Annotated in this window: 22 protein-coding genes; 11 read left to right on the forward strand and 11 right to left on the reverse strand. The window is 73.0% G+C overall.

The window, feature by feature from the left end:
* Positions 1 to 478: 478 nt before the first annotated feature.
* The 9 genes from AB0G50_RS16970 to ssd all read right to left on the reverse strand — a co-directional run bounded on the left by AB0G50_RS16970 (position 479) and on the right by ssd (position 6,942).
* The gene (locus tag AB0G50_RS16970) at positions 479 to 1,114 is read right to left on the reverse strand and encodes a bifunctional DNA primase/polymerase (protein ID WP_360108711.1); all 636 of its coding nucleotides are present in this window, start codon (positions 1,112 to 1,114) and stop codon (positions 479 to 481) included.
* 273 nt (positions 1,115 to 1,387) lie between these two features.
* Positions 1,388 to 1,732: an Rv3654c family TadE-like protein gene (locus AB0G50_RS16975; RefSeq protein WP_360108912.1), complete on the reverse strand. Its 345-nt coding sequence runs from the start codon at positions 1,730 to 1,732 to the stop codon at positions 1,388 to 1,390.
* Positions 1,725 to 2,393 carry a TadE family type IV pilus minor pilin gene (locus AB0G50_RS16980; protein WP_360108714.1) on the reverse strand — a complete coding sequence of 223 codons (669 nt, stop codon included), beginning with the start codon at positions 2,391 to 2,393 and terminating at the stop codon, positions 1,725 to 1,727. Before AB0G50_RS16980 ends, AB0G50_RS16975 begins: the two co-directional genes overlap by 8 nt.
* The gene (locus AB0G50_RS16985) at positions 2,393 to 2,578 is read right to left on the reverse strand and encodes a DUF4244 domain-containing protein (RefSeq protein ID WP_360108717.1); all 186 of its coding nucleotides are present in this window, start codon (positions 2,576 to 2,578) and stop codon (positions 2,393 to 2,395) included. The genes AB0G50_RS16980 and AB0G50_RS16985 overlap by 1 nt, the downstream gene beginning before the upstream one ends.
* Positions 2,575 to 3,126, reverse strand: a complete 552-nt coding sequence (locus AB0G50_RS16990) for a type II secretion system F family protein (RefSeq protein ID WP_360108720.1) — start codon at positions 3,124 to 3,126, stop codon at positions 2,575 to 2,577. The genes AB0G50_RS16985 and AB0G50_RS16990 overlap by 4 nt, the downstream gene beginning before the upstream one ends.
* 252 nt (positions 3,127 to 3,378) lie before the next feature.
* On the reverse strand, positions 3,379 to 4,143 hold the full coding sequence (locus AB0G50_RS16995) for a type II secretion system F family protein (RefSeq protein WP_360108723.1): 765 nt from the start codon (positions 4,141 to 4,143) through the stop codon (positions 3,379 to 3,381).
* Positions 4,140 to 5,264: a TadA family conjugal transfer-associated ATPase gene (locus AB0G50_RS17000; protein WP_360108726.1), complete on the reverse strand. Its 1,125-nt coding sequence runs from the start codon at positions 5,262 to 5,264 to the stop codon at positions 4,140 to 4,142. The genes AB0G50_RS16995 and AB0G50_RS17000 overlap by 4 nt, the downstream gene beginning before the upstream one ends.
* Entirely contained in the window at positions 5,261 to 5,872 is a 612-nt protein-coding gene (locus AB0G50_RS17005; protein ID WP_360108729.1) for a hypothetical protein, read from the reverse strand. Before AB0G50_RS17005 ends, AB0G50_RS17000 begins: the two co-directional genes overlap by 4 nt.
* 23 nt (positions 5,873 to 5,895) lie before the next feature.
* Complete coding sequence (gene ssd, locus AB0G50_RS17010; RefSeq protein WP_360108732.1) at positions 5,896 to 6,942, reverse strand: septum site-determining protein Ssd; 1,047 nt, start codon at positions 6,940 to 6,942, stop codon at positions 5,896 to 5,898.
* Positions 6,943 to 7,414: 472 nt separating this feature from the next.
* Here ssd and AB0G50_RS17015 point away from each other — a divergent pair, with 472 nt between their 5' ends.
* From AB0G50_RS17015 to AB0G50_RS17040, 6 genes are all read left to right on the forward strand, one after another.
* A complete protein-coding gene (locus AB0G50_RS17015; protein ID WP_360108734.1) occupies positions 7,415 to 8,227 on the forward strand; it encodes an HAD-IB family hydrolase in 813 nt (270 codons plus the stop codon).
* Between the two features lie 555 nt (positions 8,228 to 8,782).
* On the forward strand, positions 8,783 to 10,510 hold the full coding sequence (locus AB0G50_RS17020) for a glycoside hydrolase family 3 N-terminal domain-containing protein (protein ID WP_360108737.1): 1,728 nt from the start codon (positions 8,783 to 8,785) through the stop codon (positions 10,508 to 10,510).
* Between the two features lie 3 nt (positions 10,511 to 10,513).
* Entirely contained in the window at positions 10,514 to 11,743 is a 1,230-nt protein-coding gene (locus AB0G50_RS17025) for a DUF1343 domain-containing protein (RefSeq protein ID WP_360108740.1), read from the forward strand.
* Between the two features lie 8 nt (positions 11,744 to 11,751).
* Positions 11,752 to 13,386, forward strand: coding sequence for a serine hydrolase domain-containing protein (locus AB0G50_RS17030; RefSeq protein ID WP_360108743.1), 1,635 nt, complete (start codon positions 11,752 to 11,754; stop codon positions 13,384 to 13,386).
* Between the two features lie 110 nt (positions 13,387 to 13,496).
* Positions 13,497 to 14,411, forward strand: coding sequence for a MurR/RpiR family transcriptional regulator (locus AB0G50_RS17035; protein WP_360108746.1), 915 nt, complete (start codon positions 13,497 to 13,499; stop codon positions 14,409 to 14,411).
* Entirely contained in the window at positions 14,408 to 15,340 is a 933-nt protein-coding gene (locus tag AB0G50_RS17040) for an N-acetylmuramic acid 6-phosphate etherase (RefSeq protein WP_360108749.1), read from the forward strand. Before AB0G50_RS17035 ends, AB0G50_RS17040 begins: the two co-directional genes overlap by 4 nt.
* On the opposite strand, the gene AB0G50_RS17045 is transcribed toward AB0G50_RS17040, so the two are convergent.
* Positions 15,309 to 15,752: an Lrp/AsnC family transcriptional regulator gene (locus AB0G50_RS17045; protein WP_360108752.1), complete on the reverse strand. Its 444-nt coding sequence runs from the start codon at positions 15,750 to 15,752 to the stop codon at positions 15,309 to 15,311. The genes AB0G50_RS17040 and AB0G50_RS17045 overlap by 32 nt on opposite strands.
* A gap of 107 nt (positions 15,753 to 15,859) precedes the next feature.
* Between AB0G50_RS17045 and AB0G50_RS17050 the strand changes: the two genes are divergently transcribed.
* Together AB0G50_RS17050 and kynU are read left to right on the forward strand one after the other, a co-directional pair.
* Positions 15,860 to 16,675 carry a tryptophan 2,3-dioxygenase family protein gene (locus tag AB0G50_RS17050; protein WP_360108755.1) on the forward strand — a complete coding sequence of 272 codons (816 nt, stop codon included), beginning with the start codon at positions 15,860 to 15,862 and terminating at the stop codon, positions 16,673 to 16,675.
* A complete protein-coding gene (gene kynU / locus AB0G50_RS17055; RefSeq protein ID WP_360108758.1) occupies positions 16,672 to 17,793 on the forward strand; it encodes a kynureninase in 1,122 nt (373 codons plus the stop codon). The genes AB0G50_RS17050 and kynU overlap by 4 nt, the downstream gene beginning before the upstream one ends.
* Here kynU and AB0G50_RS17060 read toward each other — a convergent pair.
* Positions 17,790 to 18,512, reverse strand: coding sequence for an oxidoreductase (locus AB0G50_RS17060; protein ID WP_360108761.1), 723 nt, complete (start codon positions 18,510 to 18,512; stop codon positions 17,790 to 17,792). The two genes, kynU and AB0G50_RS17060, sit on opposite strands and share 4 nt — an antisense overlap.
* Positions 18,513 to 18,604: 92 nt before the next feature.
* On the opposite strand from AB0G50_RS17060, the gene AB0G50_RS17065 reads away from it, so the two are divergent.
* The 3 genes from AB0G50_RS17065 to nhaA all read left to right on the forward strand — a co-directional run bounded on the left by AB0G50_RS17065 (position 18,605) and on the right by nhaA (position 22,668).
* Positions 18,605 to 19,186: a GNAT family protein gene (locus AB0G50_RS17065; RefSeq protein ID WP_360108764.1), complete on the forward strand. Its 582-nt coding sequence runs from the start codon at positions 18,605 to 18,607 to the stop codon at positions 19,184 to 19,186.
* A gap of 203 nt (positions 19,187 to 19,389) precedes the next feature.
* A complete protein-coding gene (gene acs, locus AB0G50_RS17070) occupies positions 19,390 to 21,366 on the forward strand; it encodes an acetate--CoA ligase (RefSeq protein WP_360108767.1) in 1,977 nt (658 codons plus the stop codon).
* A 120-nt stretch (positions 21,367 to 21,486) separates the two neighbouring features.
* Positions 21,487 to 22,668 (forward strand): Na+/H+ antiporter NhaA, encoded by a 1,182-nt coding sequence (gene nhaA / locus AB0G50_RS17075; protein WP_360108770.1) that lies wholly within the window; start codon positions 21,487 to 21,489, stop codon positions 22,666 to 22,668.
* The last annotated feature ends 4 nt before the right edge of the window (positions 22,669 to 22,672 follow it).

Here is a 22,672-nt window from a genome sequence, read left to right on the forward strand (position 1 = left end):
GCTCCGGCGCTCGGTTTCGGCGCCCTGGGTCGGGGCTCCGAAACCGGGTGCTCCGGTGCGGTGCTGTCGGCCGTGTTCAGTCGTCGTGTTCGGTCGTCGGACTGGGCGGTCGGACTACGCGGTCGGACCGGGCGGTCGTGGACCGCCGGCGTCGACCACCGGTTGGTTCGTACCCCCGTCACCGGCGAGTGGCTCGCAGGTCCGGACTCGCCGGTGACGGGGAAGCGTTGGCCGGCACTCCGGCGCGCCGAGGGGGACTCGGCACGCCAACCGGTCGTGCTCCGGGCTCCGGGACCGAAGTCCCGGCCGTGGCCCGGAAATTCGGCTCCAGGTCCCGGTCGTGCTCGGGCTTCTGGCACCAGATCGACGCCGTGCCCTGATCGGTATGGCTCCCCGTGGGCTGGCCGTGGCCCGGTTTCCCGGTCACGGTCGCGCCCGGGGTGGTGGAACTCGGGCGTGGCTCAGGTCGTGGCTCGGGTCAGCCGCGCTCGGCGGCGACCAGGGCCGTCTCCAGGGTGGCCGGCGTGGCGACGGCCTCCAAGAGCGCGTCCTGCACCACGGCCGCGGCCGGCAGCTGCCAGCCACAGATCTGCGGCTTGACCCGCCAGTGCGCGACGCCGTGCTGGAACGGGCTCGGCGGGAGCGGGACGTACTCGCCCTCGCCGTGGTGCGTCACGCCGTTCTCGGCGGCCCAGTCGGCGGCGATGCCGCCGGACCGGAGCCCCTCGCCCGACGCGACCAGGAACAGCCAGCGGCCCGCGGGGGTCGCCACGATCGGCACCGGGACACCGGTGGCGCGCAACGCCACCGCCGCCTTGCGCCCGAGGTCGGCGTCGACCTCGATCGCGTCCACGCCGTGGCCGGTGGCCAGGAGGATGCTGTACGACCCGCCCGTCCACCAGGTGGCCACCTGGTCCGCACTGGTGCCGATCCGCTCCTGCCAGTCGTGGTGCACCGGCGTCGGGCCGTCGTGCTCGACCTCGTCGCGCCCGGCCCAGCCGTCGCCGGCCGGATAGGTGCCCGGCAGCACAGGCCACCCGTGCCACGCGAGGTTGACCGCCTCTGCGCGCAGCTCGATGCGGAAGGCCCCGCGCCAGCTATCCGACCACTCCATCTTGTGTTCGCCTCCGGAAGTCCTCGCCACGACACCGTGTCGGGTGTTTCTCGACACCGTGTCGGTGCCACCACTTGAACTAACGGCATGACAGGGGCTTCTGGTAACCGGCAAGCGACAACTGGTAGGTACGGAACGGCGAACGTCGGGCAGTCGGGCGGGCGGCTGAACGCCGGCGGTCCTGTCGACCCACCGTTCACCCGCCGCGAACCCCGCTGTGAGTCCGCTCACCGTGGGCGAACGACCGTTCGTCGCGGCGAACCCGCCCGCCACTTAGGTCGGACCTGCCCTCGCCCGCGCGCTGGGCGCACCGAACACCGACGCCGCGCCCGACACCTCGACCACCACCTCCCACCCGCGCACCGAACAGTCGTCCAGCCGACCGCCCATTCGGACGACCACCCACTCCGCACGCGCGCAGGCGCGCTCCACCCCCCAGGCCAACCCGGACGCCGCCGCCAGCGCGCCGAGATCCGCCGCGGCCACGACCCGGTGCCGCGCCACCACCGCCGTCCCCAACTCCACGCCGAAGGCGACGAACGCCATCACCACCCCGATCACCGCGACGACGACCACCGACACCGACCCCCTCTCGTCCCGCCCCAACCCGCTACCCATCGCCCGCACCGGGCTCCACCATCGCGAACGCGCTCGCCCGCACCGGCACGAACAACCCGACCGCGCTCACCTCCACCACCGCGGCGTCCCCCTCGACCCGCACGACCAGCCGCGCGCCCTCGGGAGCGATGGCCGCCACCACCCCCGCGGCACGCGCCTGGTCACCACGCGCCACCAACCGCGCCGCCTCCCGGGCCGCGTCGACGCACCGGACCTGCCCCACCACGGCCATCACGACCTGGACGCACAGCACCAGCACGGCCACCACCGCCCCGATCCCGACGGCCGCCTCCACGGTCACCGACCCGCGATCACCCAGCGGCCACCGCGGCACGCGCCCGCCACCGGCCGCCGCACCGGGCTCGGCACCGGCCCGTGGCGACGCCCTCTCCGGCCCGGCCCGGTTCCGGACCGACGGGTCACCCTGCGGCACGCCCACCACGGCCGGTTCCGCTCCGCCCGACCCGGGCGGCGGGTCGGCGCGGATCGCCGGCCCGACCCGGTGCCGGGACCAGGACGGCGGGTGGCCCGGTGTCCGACTCGGCGCCAGGTGCGGGTGGTGCACCATCAGCAGCGGGTGGCGGTGGCGGAACGCCGGGTTGCGGGCCCGGACGGGCGAGGTCAGCGACCAGCCCGAGCCGGCGCAGTCGGCGCGGCCCATCAGCCGACCGCCGCGAAAGCCTTGCGCAGCAAGCCTTCCAGCATGCCGTTCATCCAGTCGCCGGTCACCAGCGCCAGCAGCAGCACGGCCAGCCCCGCGGCCGCCAACGTGCAGATGGCGTACTCGACGGTGCTCATTCCCCTGTCGTCCAACACGTGCGTTCTCCGTCCTTTGTGGATGATCACCAGCTCTCCCCGATGCGGACCGCCAACCCGATGACCACGGGGACGACCCCGAGGCAGAGGAAGGCGGGCAGGAAGCAGAGGGCCAACGGACCCGCCACGAGCACCGCCGCGCGCTGCGCCCGTGCCTCGGCCTCGTCGGCGGCGTTCGCGCGGGCCGCCACGGCCAGCGCGGAGGCGGCACCGGCGAGCGCCGCGCCCGAGCGGGCGGTCCGCCTGGCCGCCCTGGCCAGCGGCGCGGTCGCCGGGTTGGCGAGCGCGGGGTTCCACGCGGTCACCGGGTCGGCGCCGAGTCGCAGCAGGTCCGCGACCGTGTGGAGCGGTTTCGCCGGCGCGCGCGGCATGCCCGGGAGCACCGCGTCGAGCGCGGTCGGGACCGGCAGCCCGGCCTTGAGCGTGGCGGCCAGCAGGTCCCAGGTCGCGGGCAGCGCGAACGGATCCGGCGCCCGCGCCCGCTCCGGGGCCTGCCGGCGCGGCCGCGGCGCCAGCCTGGCCAACGCCGCCCGCGGCGGGTAGACCAGCAGCGCCAGCGCGATCAGCAGCAACGACACGTGATCACCTGCTCCAGTGGCCGCACCCGACCGCTCCGCAACACCGCCGCCCACTCCCGCGCGGCGGCCTCCCGCTCGCGACAGGCCGCACACCGGCCGGCCAGCGGGACGACGCGCGGACCGGGCCGCCTGGGCTGCTCGTTCACGCCTGCACCTCCGTGTCGGGTCGCCAACGGACGACCACCTCCTGTGTCGACAGACCACCCATCGGCCGGCCGCCGGCCCGACCTGAGACCCGCCGCGCTCCCCCGGTCACGGAACGACCTGCCTGGTCAGCCGGGCACTCCACCGCAAACCCGCGCACACCAGCAGCACGCCCAGGACCAGAAGGAACTGCCCCGGCACGGTCGTCACCAACACCGCGAGCGGACCGGCGCCCGTCAACTCGCCCAGCGCCACGCCGAGCACCGGCAGCACGGCCAGCACCCCGGCACTGGCCCGCGGACCGGCCATCCGGGCCGCCACCTGCCGGGTGAACGCGACCCGCCGCTCCAGGTCCTGGCGGACCTCGTCCAGCACGCTCGCCAGCGGGACGCCGTGCGCCGTCGACAGCCGCCACGCCCTGGTCAGGGCTCGGGCCTGGGGGAAATCGGCCAGCGCCGCCACCACGTCGCCACCCCGCGCCGAGGTGGTGGCGATCGCGGTCAGCACCTCGGTCGCCGGCGGTTCGGCGTCCTGCGCCGCGTTCCGGGCCGCCGTCGCCGGGTGGGCGCCCGACTTGAGCTCCGCGACGAAACCGGCCAGCGCGGTCGCGAGCGCGGCGGAGGCCGTGAGCTTCGCCCTACCGGCGACCGCGCTGCGGCGCTCGCGGCACAGGGTGGCGGCGAGCACCGCGCCGGCCACCGCGCCACCAAGCCCCGCGAAAAGGCCGACCGCCGCGGCCGCCACGACGATCACCGGGGTGGTGGGCGCGGGCAGCCGCGGTCGGCGACGACCGCGTGGTCGGAGAATTTTCAGCCGTTCGTGGGAAATCGACGGTGCCAGCAGCAGCGCGGCGGCGAACGAGAACCAGTTCACAGCAGGGCCTCCAAGGCCTCGGCCGCCGGGTGGGCTCCGTCGCCGTGCCGCCACGCGGGCACGACGCGCAGGACGTCCGAGTGGTGGTCGAACACGCCGATCTCGACCAGCCGGCGGGTGCCGTCGGGCTCGCGCCTCATGTGCAGGACGACCTTCACCGCCGCGCGGAGTTGGCTGTGCGACGCGGCGCGGTCGAGCCCACCGAGCGCGGCCAGCGCTTCCAGCCGGGCCGGCACCTCGGCCGGGGAATTGGCGTGCAGGGTGCCCGCGCCGCCGTCGTGACCGGTGTTGAGCGCGGTGAGGAGGTCGACCACCTCCGCGCCGCGCACCTCGCCGACCACGATGCGGTCCGGCCGCATCCGCAACGCCTGCCGGACCAGGTCCCGCACGGTGATCTCGCCCGCGCCCTCGACGTTCGCGTCGCGCGCCAGCAGCCGAACGAACTGGGGGTGGTCGGGGTGGAGTTCGCCGGCGTCCTCGACGCACACGATCCGCTGGTCGTGCGGCACGCAGCCGAGGAGCGCGGCGAGCAACGTCGTCTTGCCCGAACCCGTGCCGCCGACGACCAGGAACGCCACCCGGGCCCGCACGATCCGCTCCAGCAGCACGGCGGTCTCGGCGTCGTAGGAACCCATGGCGCGCAACGTGGACAGGTCGTGCGCGGCGGGCCGCAGGACGCGCAGCGACAGGCAGGTGGAGGGCGTGACGGGCGGCAGCACGGCGTGCAACCGCACCCCGCCGGGCAGCCGGCCGTCGACGTAGGGCGCCGCCTCGTCCAGCCTGCGGCCGGCGACCACGGCGAGGCGCTGGGCCAGCCGGCGGACCGCCGCCTCGTCGGGGAACGCGACCGCCGTGCGCCGCAGGCCGGAGGCGCCGTCGACCCAGACCTGGTCGGGCGCGGTCACCAGGACGTCGGTGGTGTCGGGGTCGCGGAGCAGCGGTTCGAGCCTGCCCGCGCCGTCGAACTCCTGGCGGAGGGTGGTGAGCGCGCTGAGCACGTCCTCGTCGCCCAGCACGCCGCCTGCCTCACCGCGGACGGCGGCGGCGACCGAGGCGGAGGTGAGGTCGGCACGACCGTCGGCCAGCCGCTGCCGGACGCGCTCGACCAGGTCGGTGGTCACCACGGGCCGCCGAACGGGCGCCGCTGGTGGGGGATGACCGGGTTCGCCGGCGGGACCGGCAGGTGGTCGGCGGGGTGGGTGACGGGTGTCGCGTGGTCGGCCTTGCGGTCGAAGGCACCGGTCGGCTCGCCCTCGACCTGGGCGACGGCGGGATCGACGGCGGGCGCCGTGCGGCACGACTCCTCTTCCGACTGACCGAACTCCTTGTCGGACAAGGGTTTTGCGGGATCCGGCTCGCACAGGCCCACGGGTGGCTCACCCTCGGTCTCGGCGAACGCGGTGTCCTCGGCGAAGGTGTCGTGGTGCGACTGGTGGACGGTGGCACGACGCGACTCCCGGCCGGACTGGGCCGAGCCGGTGGCGGGCGTCGGGCGGTCCGGCCGCGTGCCGGCGGCGCGCGAGGTGCGCGCGGAAGTGTTGGGGGGCTTGAAGGCTGTGCTTCCCGGGTCGGGTTCGGGGAGGCCGTCGGACGAGGAGCGGAGGGGCGGCTTCCCGGTCGGGCGGCGGTCGCGGGCGGCGTGGGGCGTGGTGAACGGGGTGCCGCGATCGGGGCAGGAAGTCCTCGTGGGGCACGGGGTTTCGGGGCTTGAGGTGTGGTTGTGGCGCATGGCGGGCTGCTTTCGGGTTGTGGTCAGCGGGATTCGAGGGCTTTCAGGACGGCTCTCGCGGTGGTCGCCAGTGGACCTTTGGCGTTCTCCGGGAAGCGGCCCCGGTCCAGGGCGGTGGGGAGGCCGGGTTCGGGGCGCATGGCGGCCAGGAGGGGTACGGCCAGGGCGCCGGTGACCTGCTTGTCGGTCAGGCCCGTCGGGGAGGGGAGCTTCACGACCGCGCGGACGTCGGCACCGCGGGCCACCAGGTCGTCGGCCAGCCGTTTCGCGGACGCGCACGCCCTGATCTCGGCCGGCACCACCAGGACCACCAGGTCGGAGAGGTTCAGCGCGGCGTGGGCCGGGTCGGGGAGGTGGCGGGGCAGGTCGCAGACCACCGTCTCGCCGGCCCGGACGCCGGCCTCCACCACCGCCGTCACCGCGTGCGGGGTCGGGCCCGGGCCTTCCCGGGCGCACGACAGCACGGTCAGCGTGCCGGTGCGCCCGACCCTCTTCGGCAGGGCCTCGCGCAGGGCGGACGCGCGCACCCGGCCGGTCAGCCGGACGTCCGGCCACCGCAGGCCCGGCTCGGACTCCGCGCCCAGCGTCAGGTCGAGGCCGGCGCCGAGCGGGTCGCAGTCGACCAGCAGGGCGCTGCCGCCCGCCGACACCGCGGCCTGACCGACGGCGGCGGCCAGTACCGACGCGCCGGCACCGCCGCGGCCACCCACGACGGAGACCACCCGGCCGGGTGACGCGGGTGGGCCCTCGGTCAGGTCCGCCAGCACGGCGCGCAGGTGGTCCGCGTCGCCGGGCAGCTCCACCGGGTCGACGCCCAGCCGCAACGCGGGCAGCACCGACCGGGGCGGGCCGTGCGACACCAGCACCACGTCGGGCCGCCGGGGCAGGCCCTGGCCGACGCACGCCGCCAGGCCCTCCTCGTCCAGCAGCACGGCGGGCGCGGCGCGCCAGCGCGAACGCAGCTCCACCGCGTCCACCACGCGCTCCAGCTCGCAGCCGGCCGCCGCGGCCAGCCGCAGCACCTCGTCCGCCAACTCCCCCGCCGCCAGCAGGGCCACCGGTCGTGCCATGTCGTCCTCCCGAGTCCGAATCGCTCGGGATCAACGGTCGACGGTCGTGAGCAACCGCACAACGACCCATGATCAACATGTGGACAACACGGCACCCTGTGGACAACTCGACCGACCGGGGACGGGCCGGGAGGACCGCCGAACAGCCGGCGGCACGCGCGTCGAAACCCGATGCAAGAAGGGGGAAAGAGCCGAAAAGGCGGCCGCGGCGAACCCGGCGAACCGACTCCGGACATGGGACGACCCCCGCCAGGGGGGAGGGACGGGGGTCGTCATTGGTTCAGTCCCGGGGGGTCGGACTGAACCTGTCCGGTCGAGCCGGACCCGTCTACTGTATCCCCACGGGGAAGGGTCTCGCGTGTCTTCCGTTAGAGGGACACGGAAATTTCGGTAGACCGCATCACTGTCAGTTCGTAAAGCGCCGAATCACTGCCCCGATCGGGGTCGCCGCCGACGCCCTTAAGCTGGAGCCGTGACCGAGCACGCCACCGAAGGCAGTCGAGTCGCCGCGTTCTTCGACCTGGACAAGACGGTCATCGCCAAGTCGAGCACGCTGGCGTTCAGCCGGCCCTTCTTCCAAGAAGGCCTGATCAACCGGCGTGCGGTGCTCAAGAGCGCCTACGCGCAGTTCGTGTTCATGCTGGCCGGCGCGGACGCCGACCAGATGGACCGGATGCGCTCGCACATCACCGCCCTGTGCGCGGGCTGGGACGTCGAGCAGGTCCGCTCGATCGTGGACGAGACGCTGCACGACATCGTGGACCCGCTGGTCTACAAGGAGGCCACCCAGCTGATCACCGACCACCGCGCCGAGGGCCACGACGTCGTCGTGGTGTCCGCCTCCGGGGAGGAACTGGTCGCGCCCATCGCCGACATGGTCGGCGCCACCCGCAGCGTCGGCACCCGGATGGTGGTCAACCAGGGCCGCTACTCGGGCGAGGTCGACTTCTACTGCGCGGGCGAGAACAAGGCGGTGGCGGCCAAGCAGCTGGCGGCCGAGCACCACTACGACCTCGCCCACTGCTACGCCTACTCCGACTCGGTCACCGACCTGCCGCTGCTGGAGGTGGTGGGCCACCCGACCGCGGTGAACCCGGACCGCGCGCTGCGCAAGGTCGCCGTCCAGCGCGGGTGGCCGGTGCTGACGTTCTCCGACCCGGTGTCGCTGCGCGCCCGGATCCCCCGCCCCTCGGGCACCGCGGTGGCCGTTACCGCGATCGGGATCGGGGCCGCGACGGCCGCAGGCGTGGCCTGGTACGGGCTGCGCAGGCGCCGCCGGGGCTGATTCACCCGGGGGTGCCCCGGACAGCGGTACCGGACCCGTCGAACCGGCCGGAAACGCTGTCACCGCAGTGGATCCGCTACCGACGGTGGCTTGACCGGTGCACCCCATCGAGCCCTTGCTGTGACCCCGGACACGCACTACAAATGGAGGTGCGGACCTCGGGTCGGCCAGGGACAGGGCGGAGGAGAAGCCCGGTCCACCCCGGCAGGGCTCCGTGCGCGGACTTCGAGCACCCACGCGCAGCACGCCGCGGGAGGCTTGTCGTCCAGGGCCTGCGTACCGGGACGCCGGACGCCGAGGCCAGATCAATACGACACGAGTTGCACGCTTGGTAACTCGAAAGCCCGCGCCGCCGGCGGGGTCCCACCCACGTGGGGCCTCGCCGTTTTCGTTGCCGTTTCTCGCTCGGAAGGGTGAACGCAGCCGCACGGAACTGTCGGTGCCCACCGGCACAATGCCCACACAGCGCAACGCGTTGACCCGTCTCTGTGACGTGGGTAACTTGCCGATCGCCACCGGGTGGCGGTGGAGGATTTCCGAAGGGGGAGGTCACCCGTGCTCCGCCAGTTCGTCGTCGCGGCCGCGGCCGCGGTGTTCGTGGTCGCGCCACGCCCGGCGGTGGGCGACGAGCAGCCGCCCCCGCCGCCGATCCGGGCCGTGACGGCGCTGCTCGGGCAGCTCACGCTGGAGCAGAAGGTGGGCCAGCTCTTCGTCACCTACGTCGACGGGCAGCTCCCCGACCAGGCGGACCCGGGCAACCGGCGCGACTTCGGCGTCGACACCCCGGCCGAGGTGGTCGCGAAGTACCAGCCGGGCGGCGTCGTGTACTTCGACAACTCCACTCACGACAACATCGACACGCCCGCCCAGATCGCGACCCTGTCCAACGGCCTCCAGAAGGCGAGCCGGGTGCCGCTCACCATCGCCACCGACCAGGAGATGGGCCTGGTGACGAGGATCGGACCGCCCGCGACCCAGTTCCCGGGCAACATGGCGCTCGGCGCGGGCCGCGGCGCGGAGGCCGCGGAGAAGGCCGCCGCGATCACCGCGCGCGAACTGCGGGCGATGGGCGTGAACCAGGACTACGCGCCGGTCGCGGACGTCAACTCGAACCCGGCGAACCCGGTCATCGGCGTGCGCTCCTACTCCGGCGACCCGGCGCTGACCTCCGTGCTGACCGCCGCGCAGGTCCGCGGCTACCAGCAGCGCCCGCTGTCCCGGTACGGCGTGTCGGCCACCGCCAAGCACTTCCCGGGTCACGGCGACACCGCCGAGGACAGCCACACGAGCCTGCCGACCGTCGACCGGACCGTCGAGGAGTGGCGGCGGCTGGACGCGGCGCCGTTCCGGGCGGCCGTCGAGGCCGGCGTCGACTCGATCATGACCGCGCACATCCGGATGCCGAAGATCGACCCTTCGGGTGAACCCGCGACGCTCTCGAAACCGGTGCTGGACCTGTTGCGGCGCGAACTGGGCTACGACGGCGTGATCGTCACTGACGCGCTGGGCATGGCGGGCGTCCGGCAGCTGCACCCCGACGCCGAGGTGCCGGTGCTGGCGCTCAAGGCGGGCGTCGACCAGCTGCTCATGCCGCCGAACCTGGGCCAGGCGATCGAGAGCGTGGTGGCCGCGGTGCGCGCGGGCGTGCTGACCGAGCAGCGGATCGACCAGAGCGTGGCACGGGTGCTGCGGATGAAGTTCCTGCGCGGCGTATTCCTCGGGCCGCCGTTCGTCGACCCGCAGCGGGCGGCGACCAGCCTGGGTCAGCCGGCCGACCTGGCCGTCGCGACGGGCGTCGCCGACCGCTCGATCACCGTGGTGCGCAACGACGCCAAGGTGCTCCCGGCCGCGAAGCCGACGGCCGCGCTGGTCACCGGCTGGGGCGAGACGGCCGGTCGGACGCTGGCCGGGCTGCTCGGCGGCACGGCGCTGCCCACGGGCTCCGCGCCGACCGACGGGCAGATCGCGGCGGCGGAGCAGGCCGCGGCGGGCGCCGACCTCGTCGTCGTGCTCACCAACGGGCTCGCCGACCGGCCGCGCCAACAGGCGTTGCTCACCCGGCTTCTCGCCACCGGGAAGCCGGTGGTGGCGGTCGCCGCGCAGAACCCGTACGACGTCGCGCACACCGACGCGCCCACGTGGGTGGCCACCTACGGCTCCGGCGCGGTGTCGCTGGCCGCGCTCGCCCGGGTGATCACCGGCGAGGTGAAGCCGACCGGGAAGCTGCCCGTGGCGGTGCCCGGTCCGACGCCGTACCCGTTCGGCCACGGCCTGGAGTGGTAGCCCGTGGACCGCAGGGGGTTCCTGGTGGGCGCGGTCGCCGCACCGGCGCTCGGCACGGCGCGGGCGGCCGCGGCGGACCCCGCTGAGCCGGTCGCCGCGGGCGCGGACGTGCTCGCCGCCGACGGCTGGCGGGCGCTCGAGGGCCGGAAGGTCGGCGTGCTCACCAACCCCACGGGCGTGCTGCGCGACCTGACGCACGTGGTCGACGCCCTGACGGCGGCCGGCCGAAGACCGGTGGCGGTGTTCGGCCCGGAGCACGGGTTCCGCGGCACGGCGCAGGCGGGCGGCTCGGAGGGCGACCACGCCGACCCGCGCACCGGCGTCCCGGTCTACGACGCGTACGGCGCGAGCGCCGCCGACCTCGCGCGGATGTTCGGCAAGGCGGGCGTGGACACCGTGCTGTTCGACATCGCGGACGTGGGCGCGCGCTTCTACACCTACATCTGGACCATGTACACGGCCATGAAGGCGGCGGCGACGACCCGCGCCCGGTTCGTGGTGCTGGACCGCCCGAACCCGACCGGCGGCACCGCGCGCGGCCCGGTGCTCGACCCCCGGTTCGCGAGCGGGGTGGGCTTGAAACCGATCGCGCAGCAGCACGGCATGACGGTCGGCGAGCTGGCCGGGTACTTCGACGCCGAGTTCCTGCCCGCCGACGGCGGCCGGGTGCGCCCGGAGGTGGTGTGGGCCCGGGGTTGGCGGCGCTCGGAGGTCGACACGGGCCTGCCGTGGGTGCCGCCGAGCCCCAACGTGCCGACCCGCGACACCGCGCTGGTCTACCCCGGCACGTGCCTGTTCGAGGGCACGGTGTTCTCCGAGGGCCGCGGCACCACCCGCCCGTTCGAGACGATCGGCGCGCCGGAGGTCGACTGGCGGTGGGCGGAGGACCTGAACGCGCTGGGCCTGGCCGGCGTCCGGTTCCGCGAGACGTACTTCTCCCCCGCGTTCGGCAAGTTCGCCGGGCAGGTGTGCGGCGGGGTGGCGCTGGAGGTCACCCGACCGACCGCGTTCGACCCGGTCCGCACCGCCGTGGCGATGCTCGTGACGGCCAGGCGCCGCTACCCGGACCTGTTCGCGTGGCGCCCGGACCACTACGTCGACCTGCTGTCGGGCTCGGACCGGCTGCGCCTCGCGATCGACGCGGGCGCGGGCGTGGACGAGGTCACCGGCGCGTGGCGGGCCGAGCTGGCCGCGTTCACCCGATCCCGTCGACCGCACCTGCACCACCGGTGAGGAGCCCGATGCGCGTCCGAGTCCTGCTGTCCGCTTTGGTGTTGCTGATGCCCACCGCACAGGCGCACGCACAGCCCGACCCCGACGCGGGCCACTTCGACCGACCTCGACAGGGTTGGGCCGACGACCGGCTCCGGGACGGTGACGCCCACCTGGCCCGCGAGCCGATCAAGGCCGCGCTGGAGCAGGTCCGCGGGTTCACCGAGCCGGACGCCTCGGGTCACCCGCTGTTCGCGGGCGCGGTCACCCTCCTGGCGCACGGCGGCGTGGTGGACGAGGTGCGCCCGACCGGCTGGGCGGTCCGGTACGCCGACGCGACGACGGAACTGCCGGTGTCACAACGGGTTCCGACGACCGAGGACACGATCTTCGACCTGGCGTCGATCTCGAAGCTGTTCACCTCGATCGTGGTGATGCGCCAGTACGAGCTGGGCCGGGTCGGGCTGGACGCGCCGGTCGCCCGCTACCTGCCCGAGTTCGGCGTGAACGGCAAGGCCTCGATCACCGTGCGCCAGCTGCTCACCCACACCTCGGGCCTGGAGCCGTGGCTGCCGCTGTGGTCGGCGTACCCGGACGTCCCGGCGCGGATCAGGGCGGTGATGGAGGTGGCGCCGAAGACGCCGCCGGGCACCGGCTACGAGTACTCGGACCTGAACCTGATCACGCTCGGCGTGCTGTGCCACCGCGTCACCGGCAAGCCGCTGGACGTGCTGGTGAAGGAGATCGTCACCGATCCGCTCGGATTGCGCGACACCGGCTACAACCCGCCGGAAAGCAAGCGGAATCGCGTCGCGGCCACCGAGTTCCAGTCCGGTCGCGGGATGATCCGAGGAGTGGTGCACGACGAGAACGCGTGGTCGCTCGGCGGCGTGGCCGGGCACGCGGGGGTTTTCTCCACCGCGCGGGAATTGGCGGTGCTCGGCCAGGCGATCCTCAACGGCGGCCGGTACGCCGGAAAACGCGTGTTGGCGGAGAAAACGGTCGGGTTGATGCTGACCGACTTCAACGAGGGATTCCCCGGCGACGCGCACGGACTGGGTTTCGAACTCGACCAGCGCTGGTACATGGGCGCGCTCACGTCGCCGCGCACCGCGGGCCACACCGGGTTCACCGGCACGTCGCTGGTGCTCGACCCGCGGTCGGACTCGATCGCGATCCTGCTGACCAACCGGGTGCACCCGAGCCGCGAGCGGGGTTCGGTCAACCCGGCGCGGCGCGCGGTCGCGAACGGGCTGGCACAGGCGCTTTCGGTGAGCCCGCGCCGCGGTCCGACCGAGTGGGCGGCCGAGGTCGGCGGCGGCACGCTGACCACCAGGGACCTGCCGCGGGGCGACCTGACGCTGTCGTTCGCCGCGTTCGTGGACCTCGACCCGGAGGACCGGGTGGTGGTGCAGGCGTTCGACGGAACGGCGTGGCGCGATCTGCGGGTGCTGACCGGTTACGGCGAACGGCGCTGGATCCGGGTCGAGGTGACGGCGACCGCGGAAAGGTTCCGCTGGGTGTTCACCAGGGGAACGGGGTTCGGCGGGCGTGGCGCGTACGTGGACGACGTCCGGGTGTCGGATCATCGGGCGGTGCTGCTGGACGGGGAACGGGAATCGCACGGGATCCACCCCGAAGGGTGGCGATCGGCGAACCGATAGTGAGCCTTCGCCCGAAAGGACCCGGCCGGTGGGTGGTATTGGGTCACGGTTGGGGTGACTTACACCCACCCTGCGTTGATATTCGGTTGTACGGTTAGTAAGTTTCCCACGTGTCCAGTGAAGGTTCTGACGCCAGTCCCCTTGTGAAGATCCGCTCGCTGCTACCCGGGCTGGCCCGTGCGGAGCAACGAGTGGCCAAGGTCGTGCTCGACAATCCGGCGACGGTGGCGCACCGCAGCATCACCGAGGTCGCCGAAGCGGCGGGCACCAGTGAAACGACCGTGACGCGGTTCTGCAAGGCCATCGGAGTCGGCGGTTATCCGGAACTGCGCATCGCGCTGGCCGCCGACACCGCGCGCACCGCCGCCCGCACCGACCGCGACCTCGGCGGCGACATCGGTCCGGGCGACGACCTGCGCCAGGTGGTCGGCAAGGTCGCGTTCGCCGACGCCCGCGCGGTCGAGGAAACGGCCGAGCAGCTCAACGTCGACACGCTCCAGGCCGTCGTGGAGGCGGTCGCGGGCGCGGGCCGGGTCGACGTCTACGGGTTCGGCGCGAGCGCGTTCGTCGCGTTCGACCTCCAGCAGAAGCTGCACCGCATCGGCCGGACCTGCTTCGCCTGGAACGACACCCACATCGCGCTCACCTCGGCCGCCGTGCTCACCGCGAAGGACGTCGCGGTCGGCATCTCGCACACCGGCTCGACGTCCGAGACCGTCGAGGCGCTGCGGGTCGCCAAGGACCACGGCGCGACCACGGTGGCGCTGACCAACTTCCCGCGCTCGCCGATCAGCGAGGTCGCCGACCACGTGCTGACCACGGCCGCCCGCGAGACGACGTTCCGGTCGGGCGCGATGGCCAGCCGCATCGCCCAGCTCACGGTGATCGACTGCCTGTTCATCGGGGTCGCCCAGAAGCACGTCGACAGCGCGAAGACGGCGCTGGAGGCCACTTACGACGCCGTGTCCGGCCACCGCCTCGGCGCCCGCCCGGACGGCAGGCGGCGGCGGGAGACCGCTAAATGACACCCCACCGGCCCGATGTCGCGATCCGCGTGGAGTCGCCCACCGAGGCGCGCAACCCGCGCACCGAGGACATCGACCGGTTGTCGACGCTCGACCTCCTCCGCCTGATCAACAGCGAGGACCGGCTGGTGCCGGACGCGGTGTCCGCCGTGCTGCCCGAACTCGCCCGCGCCGCCGACCTCGCCGTCGGCGCGCTGCGGGCGGGCGGCCGGGTGCACTACGTGGGCGCCGGCACGTCCGGCAGGCTCGCCACGCTGGACGCCGCGGAGCTGGTGCCGACGTTCGACGCACCGGCCGACTGGTTCGTCGCGCACCACGCCGGCGGCACCGAGGCGCTGGTCAACGCGGTGGAGAACGTCGAGGACCAGGGCGCGAGCGGCGCGGCGGAGATCCGCGACCACGCGACCGCGCGGGACCTGGTGGTGGGCGTGACGGCGTCCGGCCGCACCCCGTTCGTGCTGGCCGCGCTGGCCCAGGCGCGCCAACTCGGCGCCGGCACCGTGCTGGTGTCGAACAACCCGCTCGCCCCGGTGGTCGACGTCGACGTGCTGATCGCGGTCGACACCGGCCCCGAGGTGATCGCGGGTTCGACCAGGATGAAGGCCGGCTCGTCGCAGAAGCTGGTGCTGACGTCGTTCTCCACCGCCGTGATGGTCCGCCTGGGCCGCACCTACTCGAACCTCATGGTCAGCATGCGCGCCACGAACGCCAAGCTGCGCGGCCGCACGGTCCGCATCCTGCGCGAGGCGACGGGTCTGGCCGAGCAGGAGTGCACCACCGCGCTGACCGACGCGGGCGGCGACCTGAAGGTCGCGCTGGTCCACCTGCTGTCCGGCGCGCCGACGGCCAAGGCGGCCGAGGCGCTGGCCGTCGCGCAGGGTCACGTCCGGCAGGCGCTCAGCCTGTTGTCACCGGGCGCCACGGGATAGGCGTCGACAGCACCATCGCGCTGGAGGTCTCGCCGTACCCGCCGAGCCGCACCAGCAGCCGCTCCAACTCGGTGATCGACGTGGTCACGACCTTGACCACGGAGCAGATGTCACCGGTCAACCGCACCACCTCGACCACCTCCGGGCAGTCGTCGAGCAGCTCCGGGTGCACCGTGATGCACCTCGGCCCGTAGCACTTCATGCGCACCAGGGCGACCACGGACCGACCGACCGCGACCGGGTCCACCACCGCGCGGTACCCGGTGATCACCCCCGCGTGCTCCAGCCTCCGCACCCGCTGCGCCACCGTCGGCGGCGAGACGTGCACCCGTCGCGCCAGCTCGTTGTACGACAGCCGCGCGTCCTCCTGGAGCGCGTCGAGCAGCGCCCAGTCCACCGAGTCCAGTTCCACGACCGCAAAGCTATCCCCGGAAATGACTCGCGATCGGCAGAAGTTCGGGCGCTATCACCCGTCAGTGCCCATTCAGATCACTCGTTCGCGCGGGAATCATGGTGGACATGACTTGCCCGGTCACTCCCAAGCTCGACTTCGGCGGCACGACGCCCTACGAGGACTACGTGCACGCGTCCGTGCTGCACTCGTTGCAGCAGCAGTGGTCGAACGACCCGCGTGAGATGTCGTTCCTGGTGATCACCCAGGTCATGGAGCTGTACTTCGGCCTGCTGTGCTTCGAGTGGCGGCAGGCCCAGAAGGAGTTGCGCGACGGCGACGTGCGCGCGGCCGTGCGCACGATCAAGCGGTCCGAGCTGCACATGCAGGCGTTGAACGCGGCGTGGCGGCCGATCGCCCGGATGACGCCCGGCGAGTTCAACTCGTTCCGGGACGCGCTCGGCGAGGGGTCGGGCTTCCAGTCCGGCCGGTACCGCGAGGTGGAGTTCCTGCTCGGCGAGAAGTCGCGGTCCATGCTGGTGCCGCACCGCGCCGTGCCGGAGCAGCACGCCGCGCTCGAGGCGCTGCTGACCGAGCCGAGCCTGTACGACGACGTGCTCCGCGCGCTGGCCGCGCAGGGTGTGAAGATCCCGGCCGAGGTGCTGGACCGGGACGTGGCGGAGCCCTACCAGCCGAACCCGGACGTGGAGGCCGCGTGGGCCGAGATCTACCGCGACGGGCCTCGTGACCTGCTGGAACTCGGCGAGGCGCTGACCGACGTCGCCGAGGAGTTCACCCGGTGGCGGTATGACCACCTGCTCGCCACCCGGCGTTCGATGGGCTCGAAGACCGGCACCGGCGGCTCGGCCGGTGTGGCCTGGTTGGAGAAGCGCACGCAACGTGCGGTGTTCCCGGAACTGTGGACCGCGAGGAGCTTCGTGTGATCGACCCGCTGGCGCACGTGCGCGACCTGTTCGACCTGGACGACGACGTCGTCTACCTGGACGGCAACTCGCTGGGCGCACCGCCCAAGGCCGTCGCGGCACGCGTGCAGGAGGTGATCTCCCACCAGTGGGGCCGGCGGCTGATCCGCAGCTGGTCCGAGGGCTGGTGGGAGACCCCGGAACGGGTCGGCGACCGGGTCGGCCGGCTCGTCGGCGCGGCGCCGGGTCAGGTCGTGGTGGCCGACTCGACCAGCGTGAACCTGTTCAAGGCCCTGATGGCCGCCGCGCGCAACGCCACCGGCACCGAGATCGTGGTCGACGAGGGCACCTTCCCCACCGACGGCTACATCGCCCGGTCGGTGGCCGAGCTGACCGGGCTCGCACTGCGGCCCGCGCCGCCGGAGCACCTCGACCTGAGCGACACCACCGCCGTCGTGCTGCTCAACCACGTCGACTACAAGACCGGTCGGCTGCTCGACATGGCGGCGCTGACCCGGCAGGTCCACGACGCGGGCGCGACGGTCGTGTGGGACCTGTGCCACAGCGCGGGCGTGCTGCCGATCGAGCTCGACCGGCTGGGCGTGGACCTCGCGGTCGGCTGCACGTACAAGTTCCTCAACGGCGGACCGGGCGCGCCCGCGTTCCTCTACGTGCCGACGGCCGCGCAGCCGGCGTTCCACCAGCCGCTGACCGGGTGGACCGGCCACGAGGCGCCGTTCGCGATGCGCGGCGAGTACGCGCCGGACCCCGGCGTGTCGCGGGCGCGGGTGGGCACGCCGGACATCATCTCGATGCTCGCCCTCGACGCCGCGCTGGACGTGTGGGACGAGGTCGACCTGAAGGACGTGCGCGCCAAGGGACTCGCGCTCACCGCGCACTTCCGCGGGCTGGTCGAGGGCCTGCCGGGCGTCGAGGTGATCACGCCGGCCGACGAGTGGCGCGGCCACCAGGTGTCGCTGCGGCACGAACGGGCCGCCGACCTCATGGCGGCGCTGATCGCGCGGAACGTGATCGGCGACCACCGGCCGCCGGACGTGCTGCGGTTCGGCTTCGCGCCGCTCTACAACACCTTCGGCGACGCCGAGCGCGCCGCGGCCACGTTGAAGGAACTGCTCTAGGACGCGGCGTCCGCGATGCTGCGCGCCTCGCGGGCGCCGTCCTCCAGCGCCTGGCACTGGAACAGCACCCACCGCGCGACGCCCTCGGCCTCGCCGGTGGAGAACGCGTGCAGCGCCGCGTCGTACTCGCCCTGGCGGCGCAGCAGGTACACCTCGGGCACGCCGAGCGACTTGGGGTCGACGCCGGAGGCGATCGCGGTCAGCCGGGTCGCGGCGCGCGCGACCACCCCGTTGGCCGAGCCGAACGGGGCCAGCGCCATCAGCTCGCCGTGCACCACCGCGACCAGCAGCGGACCGGGCACGGACGTGCCGCCGGTGACGAGGCCCGCCAGCAGGTCGAGCCGGGCGGACACGGCGGGCGACACCCGCGGCCGACCGACGTCGGCGCCCAGGTCCGCGCCGGCCAGCACGTGCAGCCGCGCCAACGCCTGCAACGGCGCCCGCCGCCACGTCGGGAAGACCACGCCCAGCGCCTCGGCGACCCGCAGCGCGCCCGCGAGCACCGGGTCCTCGACCGACCCGGACTCCGGGATGTCGGTCGACCCGCCGTCCAGCGCGGCCGACGCGCGGGCCGCCCGCACCGAGGCCTCGGCGGCCGTCGTCGCCCACCCGCGCAGGTTCACCCGGTGGCGGTGGACCTGGAACACGGCGTCACGAGCGGACGCCACGGCGTCGGCCACCCCGGGCAGGGTCAGCAGCGGAGCAAGCGGGTCGGTCACGGACAGCACACTACCCATCGGTAAGTGGCTGTTGGAAACACCACAGAAATGCCCTCTTAATGATGGCCACTCGACCACGTAGGGTCACCGGCATGACCTGGTACGACCGTCCGGTGCTCGAAGGGCCGCACGTCCGCCTGGAACCGCTCCAGCCGCGGCACGCGGAGGGCTTGTTCGAGGCGTGCGGCGACCCGGCGATCTGGCAGTGGCTGAGCGTGGCCCGCCCGGCGACGGTCGAGGACATGCGGGTCATCGTCGAGGACTCGATCGGAACCCCGAACCGCCTCGCGTGGGCACAGGTCGACCCGGCGACCGGCGAGGTCGCGGGCACCACGAGCTACTACGAGATCGATCCCCGGCACCGGGGCCTGTACATCGGCTTCACGTGGATCGGCGCACGCTGGCAGCGCACCGCGTTGAACACCAACGCGAAGTACCTGCTGCTCGGACACGCCTTCGAGACGCTGGGCGCGCACCGCGTCGGCTGGCACACCGACCACCGCAACGATCGGTCCCAAAAGGCGATCGAGCGGTTGGGCGCGACGAAGGAAGGCGTCCTCCGGGTGCACCGCGTACGCCCGGACGGCACGTTGCGCGACACGGTCGTCTACTCGATGACCGCCGCCGAGTGGCCGGCGGTGAAGGAGCGCCTCGAACAGCGCCTCGCGAGGTGACCGGAGTCACCCGGGATGCCGCTCGTCTCAATAGAGGTGTCGTTCACCGGAATCACCGTGGTCAGCGGGCCCGACCCGGGTTACACAGTTACCCCGAAGTTTCGAACTGATGCCAAATTGGTCTGAACCTATTGGGTGCGTTATCGGCTCAATCGCACTACGTTCAGTGCGCACCCCACCGGATTTGAGGAGGTCTGCCCCCCATGACTCAGCCGCCAGCCGCACTGGACAACCTGCTGACCGAGAACCGGACGTTCCCCCCGAGCGACGAGTTCGCCGCGCAGGCGAACGCCACGTCCGCCCTGTACGAGGAGGCGAACGCGGATCGCGAGGCGTTCTGGGCGAAGCAGGCCGAGCGGCTGTCCTGGGACACCAGGTGGACGCAGGTCCTCGACTGGTCGGACGCCCCGTTCGCGAAGTGGTTCGTCGGCGGCAAGCTGAACGTCGCCTACAACTGCGTCGACCGGCACGTCGAGTCGGGCCACGGCGACCAGGTCGCCATCCACTGGGAGGGTGAGCCCGGCGACAGCCGCGCCATCACCTACGCCGAACTCCAGCGCGAGGTGTCGAAGACGGCGAACGCCCTGGTCGAACTGGGCGTGGGCGCCGAGGACCGGGTCGCCATCTACATGCCGATGGTGCCCGAGGCGATCTTCTCGATGCTCGCGTGCGCCCGCCTGGGCGCGCTGCACAGCGTCGTGTTCGGCGGCTTCTCCGCCGAGGCGCTGCGCACCCGCATCGAGGACTCGCAGGCCAAGCTCGTGATCACCACCGACGGCCAGTACCGCCGCGGCAACCCGGCGCCGCTCAAGCCCGCCGTGGATGAGGCCGTCGCCAAGGCCCCGAGCGTCGAGCACGTGCTGGTGGTCAACCGCACCGGCTCCGACGTGGCCTGGACCGAGGGTCGCGACCTGTGGTGGAACGACGTCGTGGACCGGCAGTCCGACCGGCACACCCCCGAGGCGTTCGACAGCGAGCACCCGCTGTTCATCCTCTACACCTCGGGCACCACGGGTAACCCCAAGGGCATCCTGCACACCTCCGGCGGCTACCTCACGCAGGCGTCGTACACGCACCACAACGTGTTCGACCTCAAGCCGGACACCGACGTCTACTGGTGCACCGCCGACATCGGCTGGGTCACCGGCCACAGCTACATCGTCTACGGCCCGCTGTCCAACCGCGTCACGCAGGTCGTCTACGAGGGCACGCCGAACACCCCGCACGAGGGCCGGCACTGGGAGATCGTGCAGAAGTACGGCGTCTCGATCTACTACACGGCGCCCACGCTGATCCGCACGTTCATGAAGTGGGGCGCGGACATCCCCGCCAAGTACGACCTGTCGACGCTGCGCGTGCTCGGCAGCGTGGGCGAGCCGATCAACCCCGAGGCCTGGATCTGGTACCGGGAGACGATCGGCGCGGGCAAGACCCCCGTCGTGGACACCTGGTGGCAGACCGAGACCGGCGCGATCATGATCTCGCCGCTGCCCGGCGCGACCGCCACCAAGCCCGGCTCGGCGCAGCGCCCGCTGCCCGGCATCGGCGCGAAGGTCGTGGACGACCAGGGCGTCGAGGTCGGCCCCGGCGGTGGCGGCTACCTCGTGCTGGACGAGCCGTGGCCGTCGATGCTGCGCGGCATCTGGGGCGACGAGGCCCGCTACCGCGACACCTACTGGTCGCGCTTCGGCGAGCAGGGCTTCTACTTCGCGGGCGACGGCGCGAAGTACGACGCCGACGGCGACATCTGGCTGCTCGGCCGGGTGGACGACGTGATGAACGTGTCCGGCCACCGCATCTCCACCACCGAGGTCGAGTCCGCGCTGGTCTCGCACCCGACGGTCGCCGAGGCGGCGGTCGTGGGCGCGTCCGACCCGACGACCGGCCAGGGCATCGTGGCGTTCGTGATCCTGCGCGGCGGTGTCGCCGAGGGTTCGGACGGCGCGGAGGCGATCAAGGCGCTGCGCGACCACGTGGCCAAGGAGATCGGCCCGATCGCGAAGCCGCGGCAGATCCTCGTCGTGCCGGAGCTGCCCAAGACGCGGTCCGGCAAGATCATGCGCCGGCTGCTGCGCGACGTGGCGGAGAACCGCCAGGTCGGCGACGTGACGACGCTCGCGGACTCGTCCGTCATGGACCTCATCTCCACCGGCCTGAAGTCGGGGTCGTCGGAGGACTGAGAAACACGTCGGTGGGGTGCCTGCCTGTCGGGGGAGGGCACCCCACCGCGGTACGTCGGTGAGCCGGGAAGTCTGGTCGGCGCGAGTATTGGCCGTGCCCGGACTTCCTTGGAGCCACCCGTGAACCGCAAGCTCGCCGAGTTCGCCCGCTACCTGCGCACCGAGACGGTCGGCGGCACCGTGCTGCTGGTCGCCACCGCCGTCGCGCTGGTGTGGGCGAACTCGCCGTTCGCGCCCGCGTACGTCGGGCTGCGCGACCTCCACGTCGGGTTCCTGACCGTCGGCGACTGGGCCAAGGACGGTCTGCTCGCGGTGTTCTTCTTCGTCGCCGGGCTGGAGCTCAAGCGCGAACTCGTCGTCGGCGAGCTGAGCCGGTGGAAGGCCGCGGTGCTGCCGGTGGTCGCGGCGGTCGGCGGGATGGTCGTGCCGGCGCTGATCGCGCTGGGCGTCGGCTGGGGTTCGCCCGGCATCGACCGCGCGTGGGCGATCCCGGTGGCGACCGACATCGCGTTCGCGCTCGGCGTGCTGGCGATCACCGCGTCCGGGTTGCCGAGCAGCCTGCGGGTGTTCCTGCTGAGCCTCGCCGTCGTGGACGACCTGGGCGCCATCGCGTTGATCGCGGTGCTGTTCACCGCGCACTTCAACGCGCTCGCGGCGCTGGCCGCGGTGCTGCTGCTGGCGTTGTACGCGTGGTTGCAGCACCGCCGGGTCACCTCGCCGTGGTGGTACGTGCCGATCGCGCTCGCCACGTGGTTCGCGGTGCACGAGGCCGGTGTGCACGCCACGATCGCCGGCGTCGCCCTGGCCCTGCTGACCCGCGTGCGTCGGGACCCCTACGAGACCGAGGCGCCGGCGGTGCGGCTGGAGCACCGGTTGCAGCCGTGGTCGGCGGGTGTCGCGGTGCCGGTGTTCGCGTTGTTCGCGGCCGGCGTCCCGGTGGGCGCGTCGGCGTTGACCGCGCTGTTCCACGACCCGGTGGCGCTCGGCGTGATGCTCGGACTGGTGGTGGGCAAGGTCGTCGGCATCGTCGGCGCGTCGGCGATCGCGGTGCTGCTGCGGGTCGCGGTGTGGCCGTCCGGCGCGGGACCGCGGGACATCGTAGCGGTGGCCGTGCTCGGCGGTGTCGGGTTCACGGTGAGCCTGCTGATCGCGGACCTGGCGTTGGACGGCGCGGCGGCCGAACAGGCCAAGGCGGCGGTGCTGCTGGCGTCCCTGGTGGCCTCGTTGCTGGCGGCGGTGTTGCTCTGGCGACGGGGTCGCGCGCACCGGGACGCGGAAGACGGCGCGGAAGACGGCGGGTGATCGG

The organism is Actinosynnema sp. NPDC020468 (assembly GCF_040642015.1).
GTDB lineage: Bacteria > Actinomycetota > Actinomycetes > Mycobacteriales > Pseudonocardiaceae > Actinosynnema.

Excerpts from the sequence above, each read along its gene's own strand:
- AB0G50_RS16970 (WP_360108711.1), bottom strand. The coding sequence starts at position 1,114 with ATGGAGTGGTCGGATAGCTGGCGCGGGGCCTTCCGCATCGAGCTGCGC.
- AB0G50_RS17030 (WP_360108743.1), top strand. The coding sequence starts at position 11,752 with ATGCGCGTCCGAGTCCTGCTGTCCGCTTTGGTGTTGCTGATGCCCACC.
- AB0G50_RS16975 (WP_360108912.1), bottom strand. The coding sequence starts at position 1,732 with ATGGGTAGCGGGTTGGGGCGGGACGAGAGGGGGTCGGTGTCGGTGGTC.
- ssd (WP_360108732.1), bottom strand. The coding sequence starts at position 6,942 with ATGGCACGACCGGTGGCCCTGCTGGCGGCGGGGGAGTTGGCGGACGAG.
- AB0G50_RS17065 (WP_360108764.1), top strand. The coding sequence starts at position 18,605 with ATGACCTGGTACGACCGTCCGGTGCTCGAAGGGCCGCACGTCCGCCTG.
- acs (WP_360108767.1), top strand. The coding sequence starts at position 19,390 with ATGACTCAGCCGCCAGCCGCACTGGACAACCTGCTGACCGAGAACCGG.
- AB0G50_RS17040 (WP_360108749.1), top strand. The coding sequence starts at position 14,408 with ATGACACCCCACCGGCCCGATGTCGCGATCCGCGTGGAGTCGCCCACC.
- AB0G50_RS17050 (WP_360108755.1), top strand. The coding sequence starts at position 15,860 with ATGACTTGCCCGGTCACTCCCAAGCTCGACTTCGGCGGCACGACGCCC.
- AB0G50_RS17005 (WP_360108729.1), bottom strand. The coding sequence starts at position 5,872 with ATGCGCCACAACCACACCTCAAGCCCCGAAACCCCGTGCCCCACGAGG.
- AB0G50_RS16980 (WP_360108714.1), bottom strand. The coding sequence starts at position 2,393 with ATGGGCCGCGCCGACTGCGCCGGCTCGGGCTGGTCGCTGACCTCGCCC.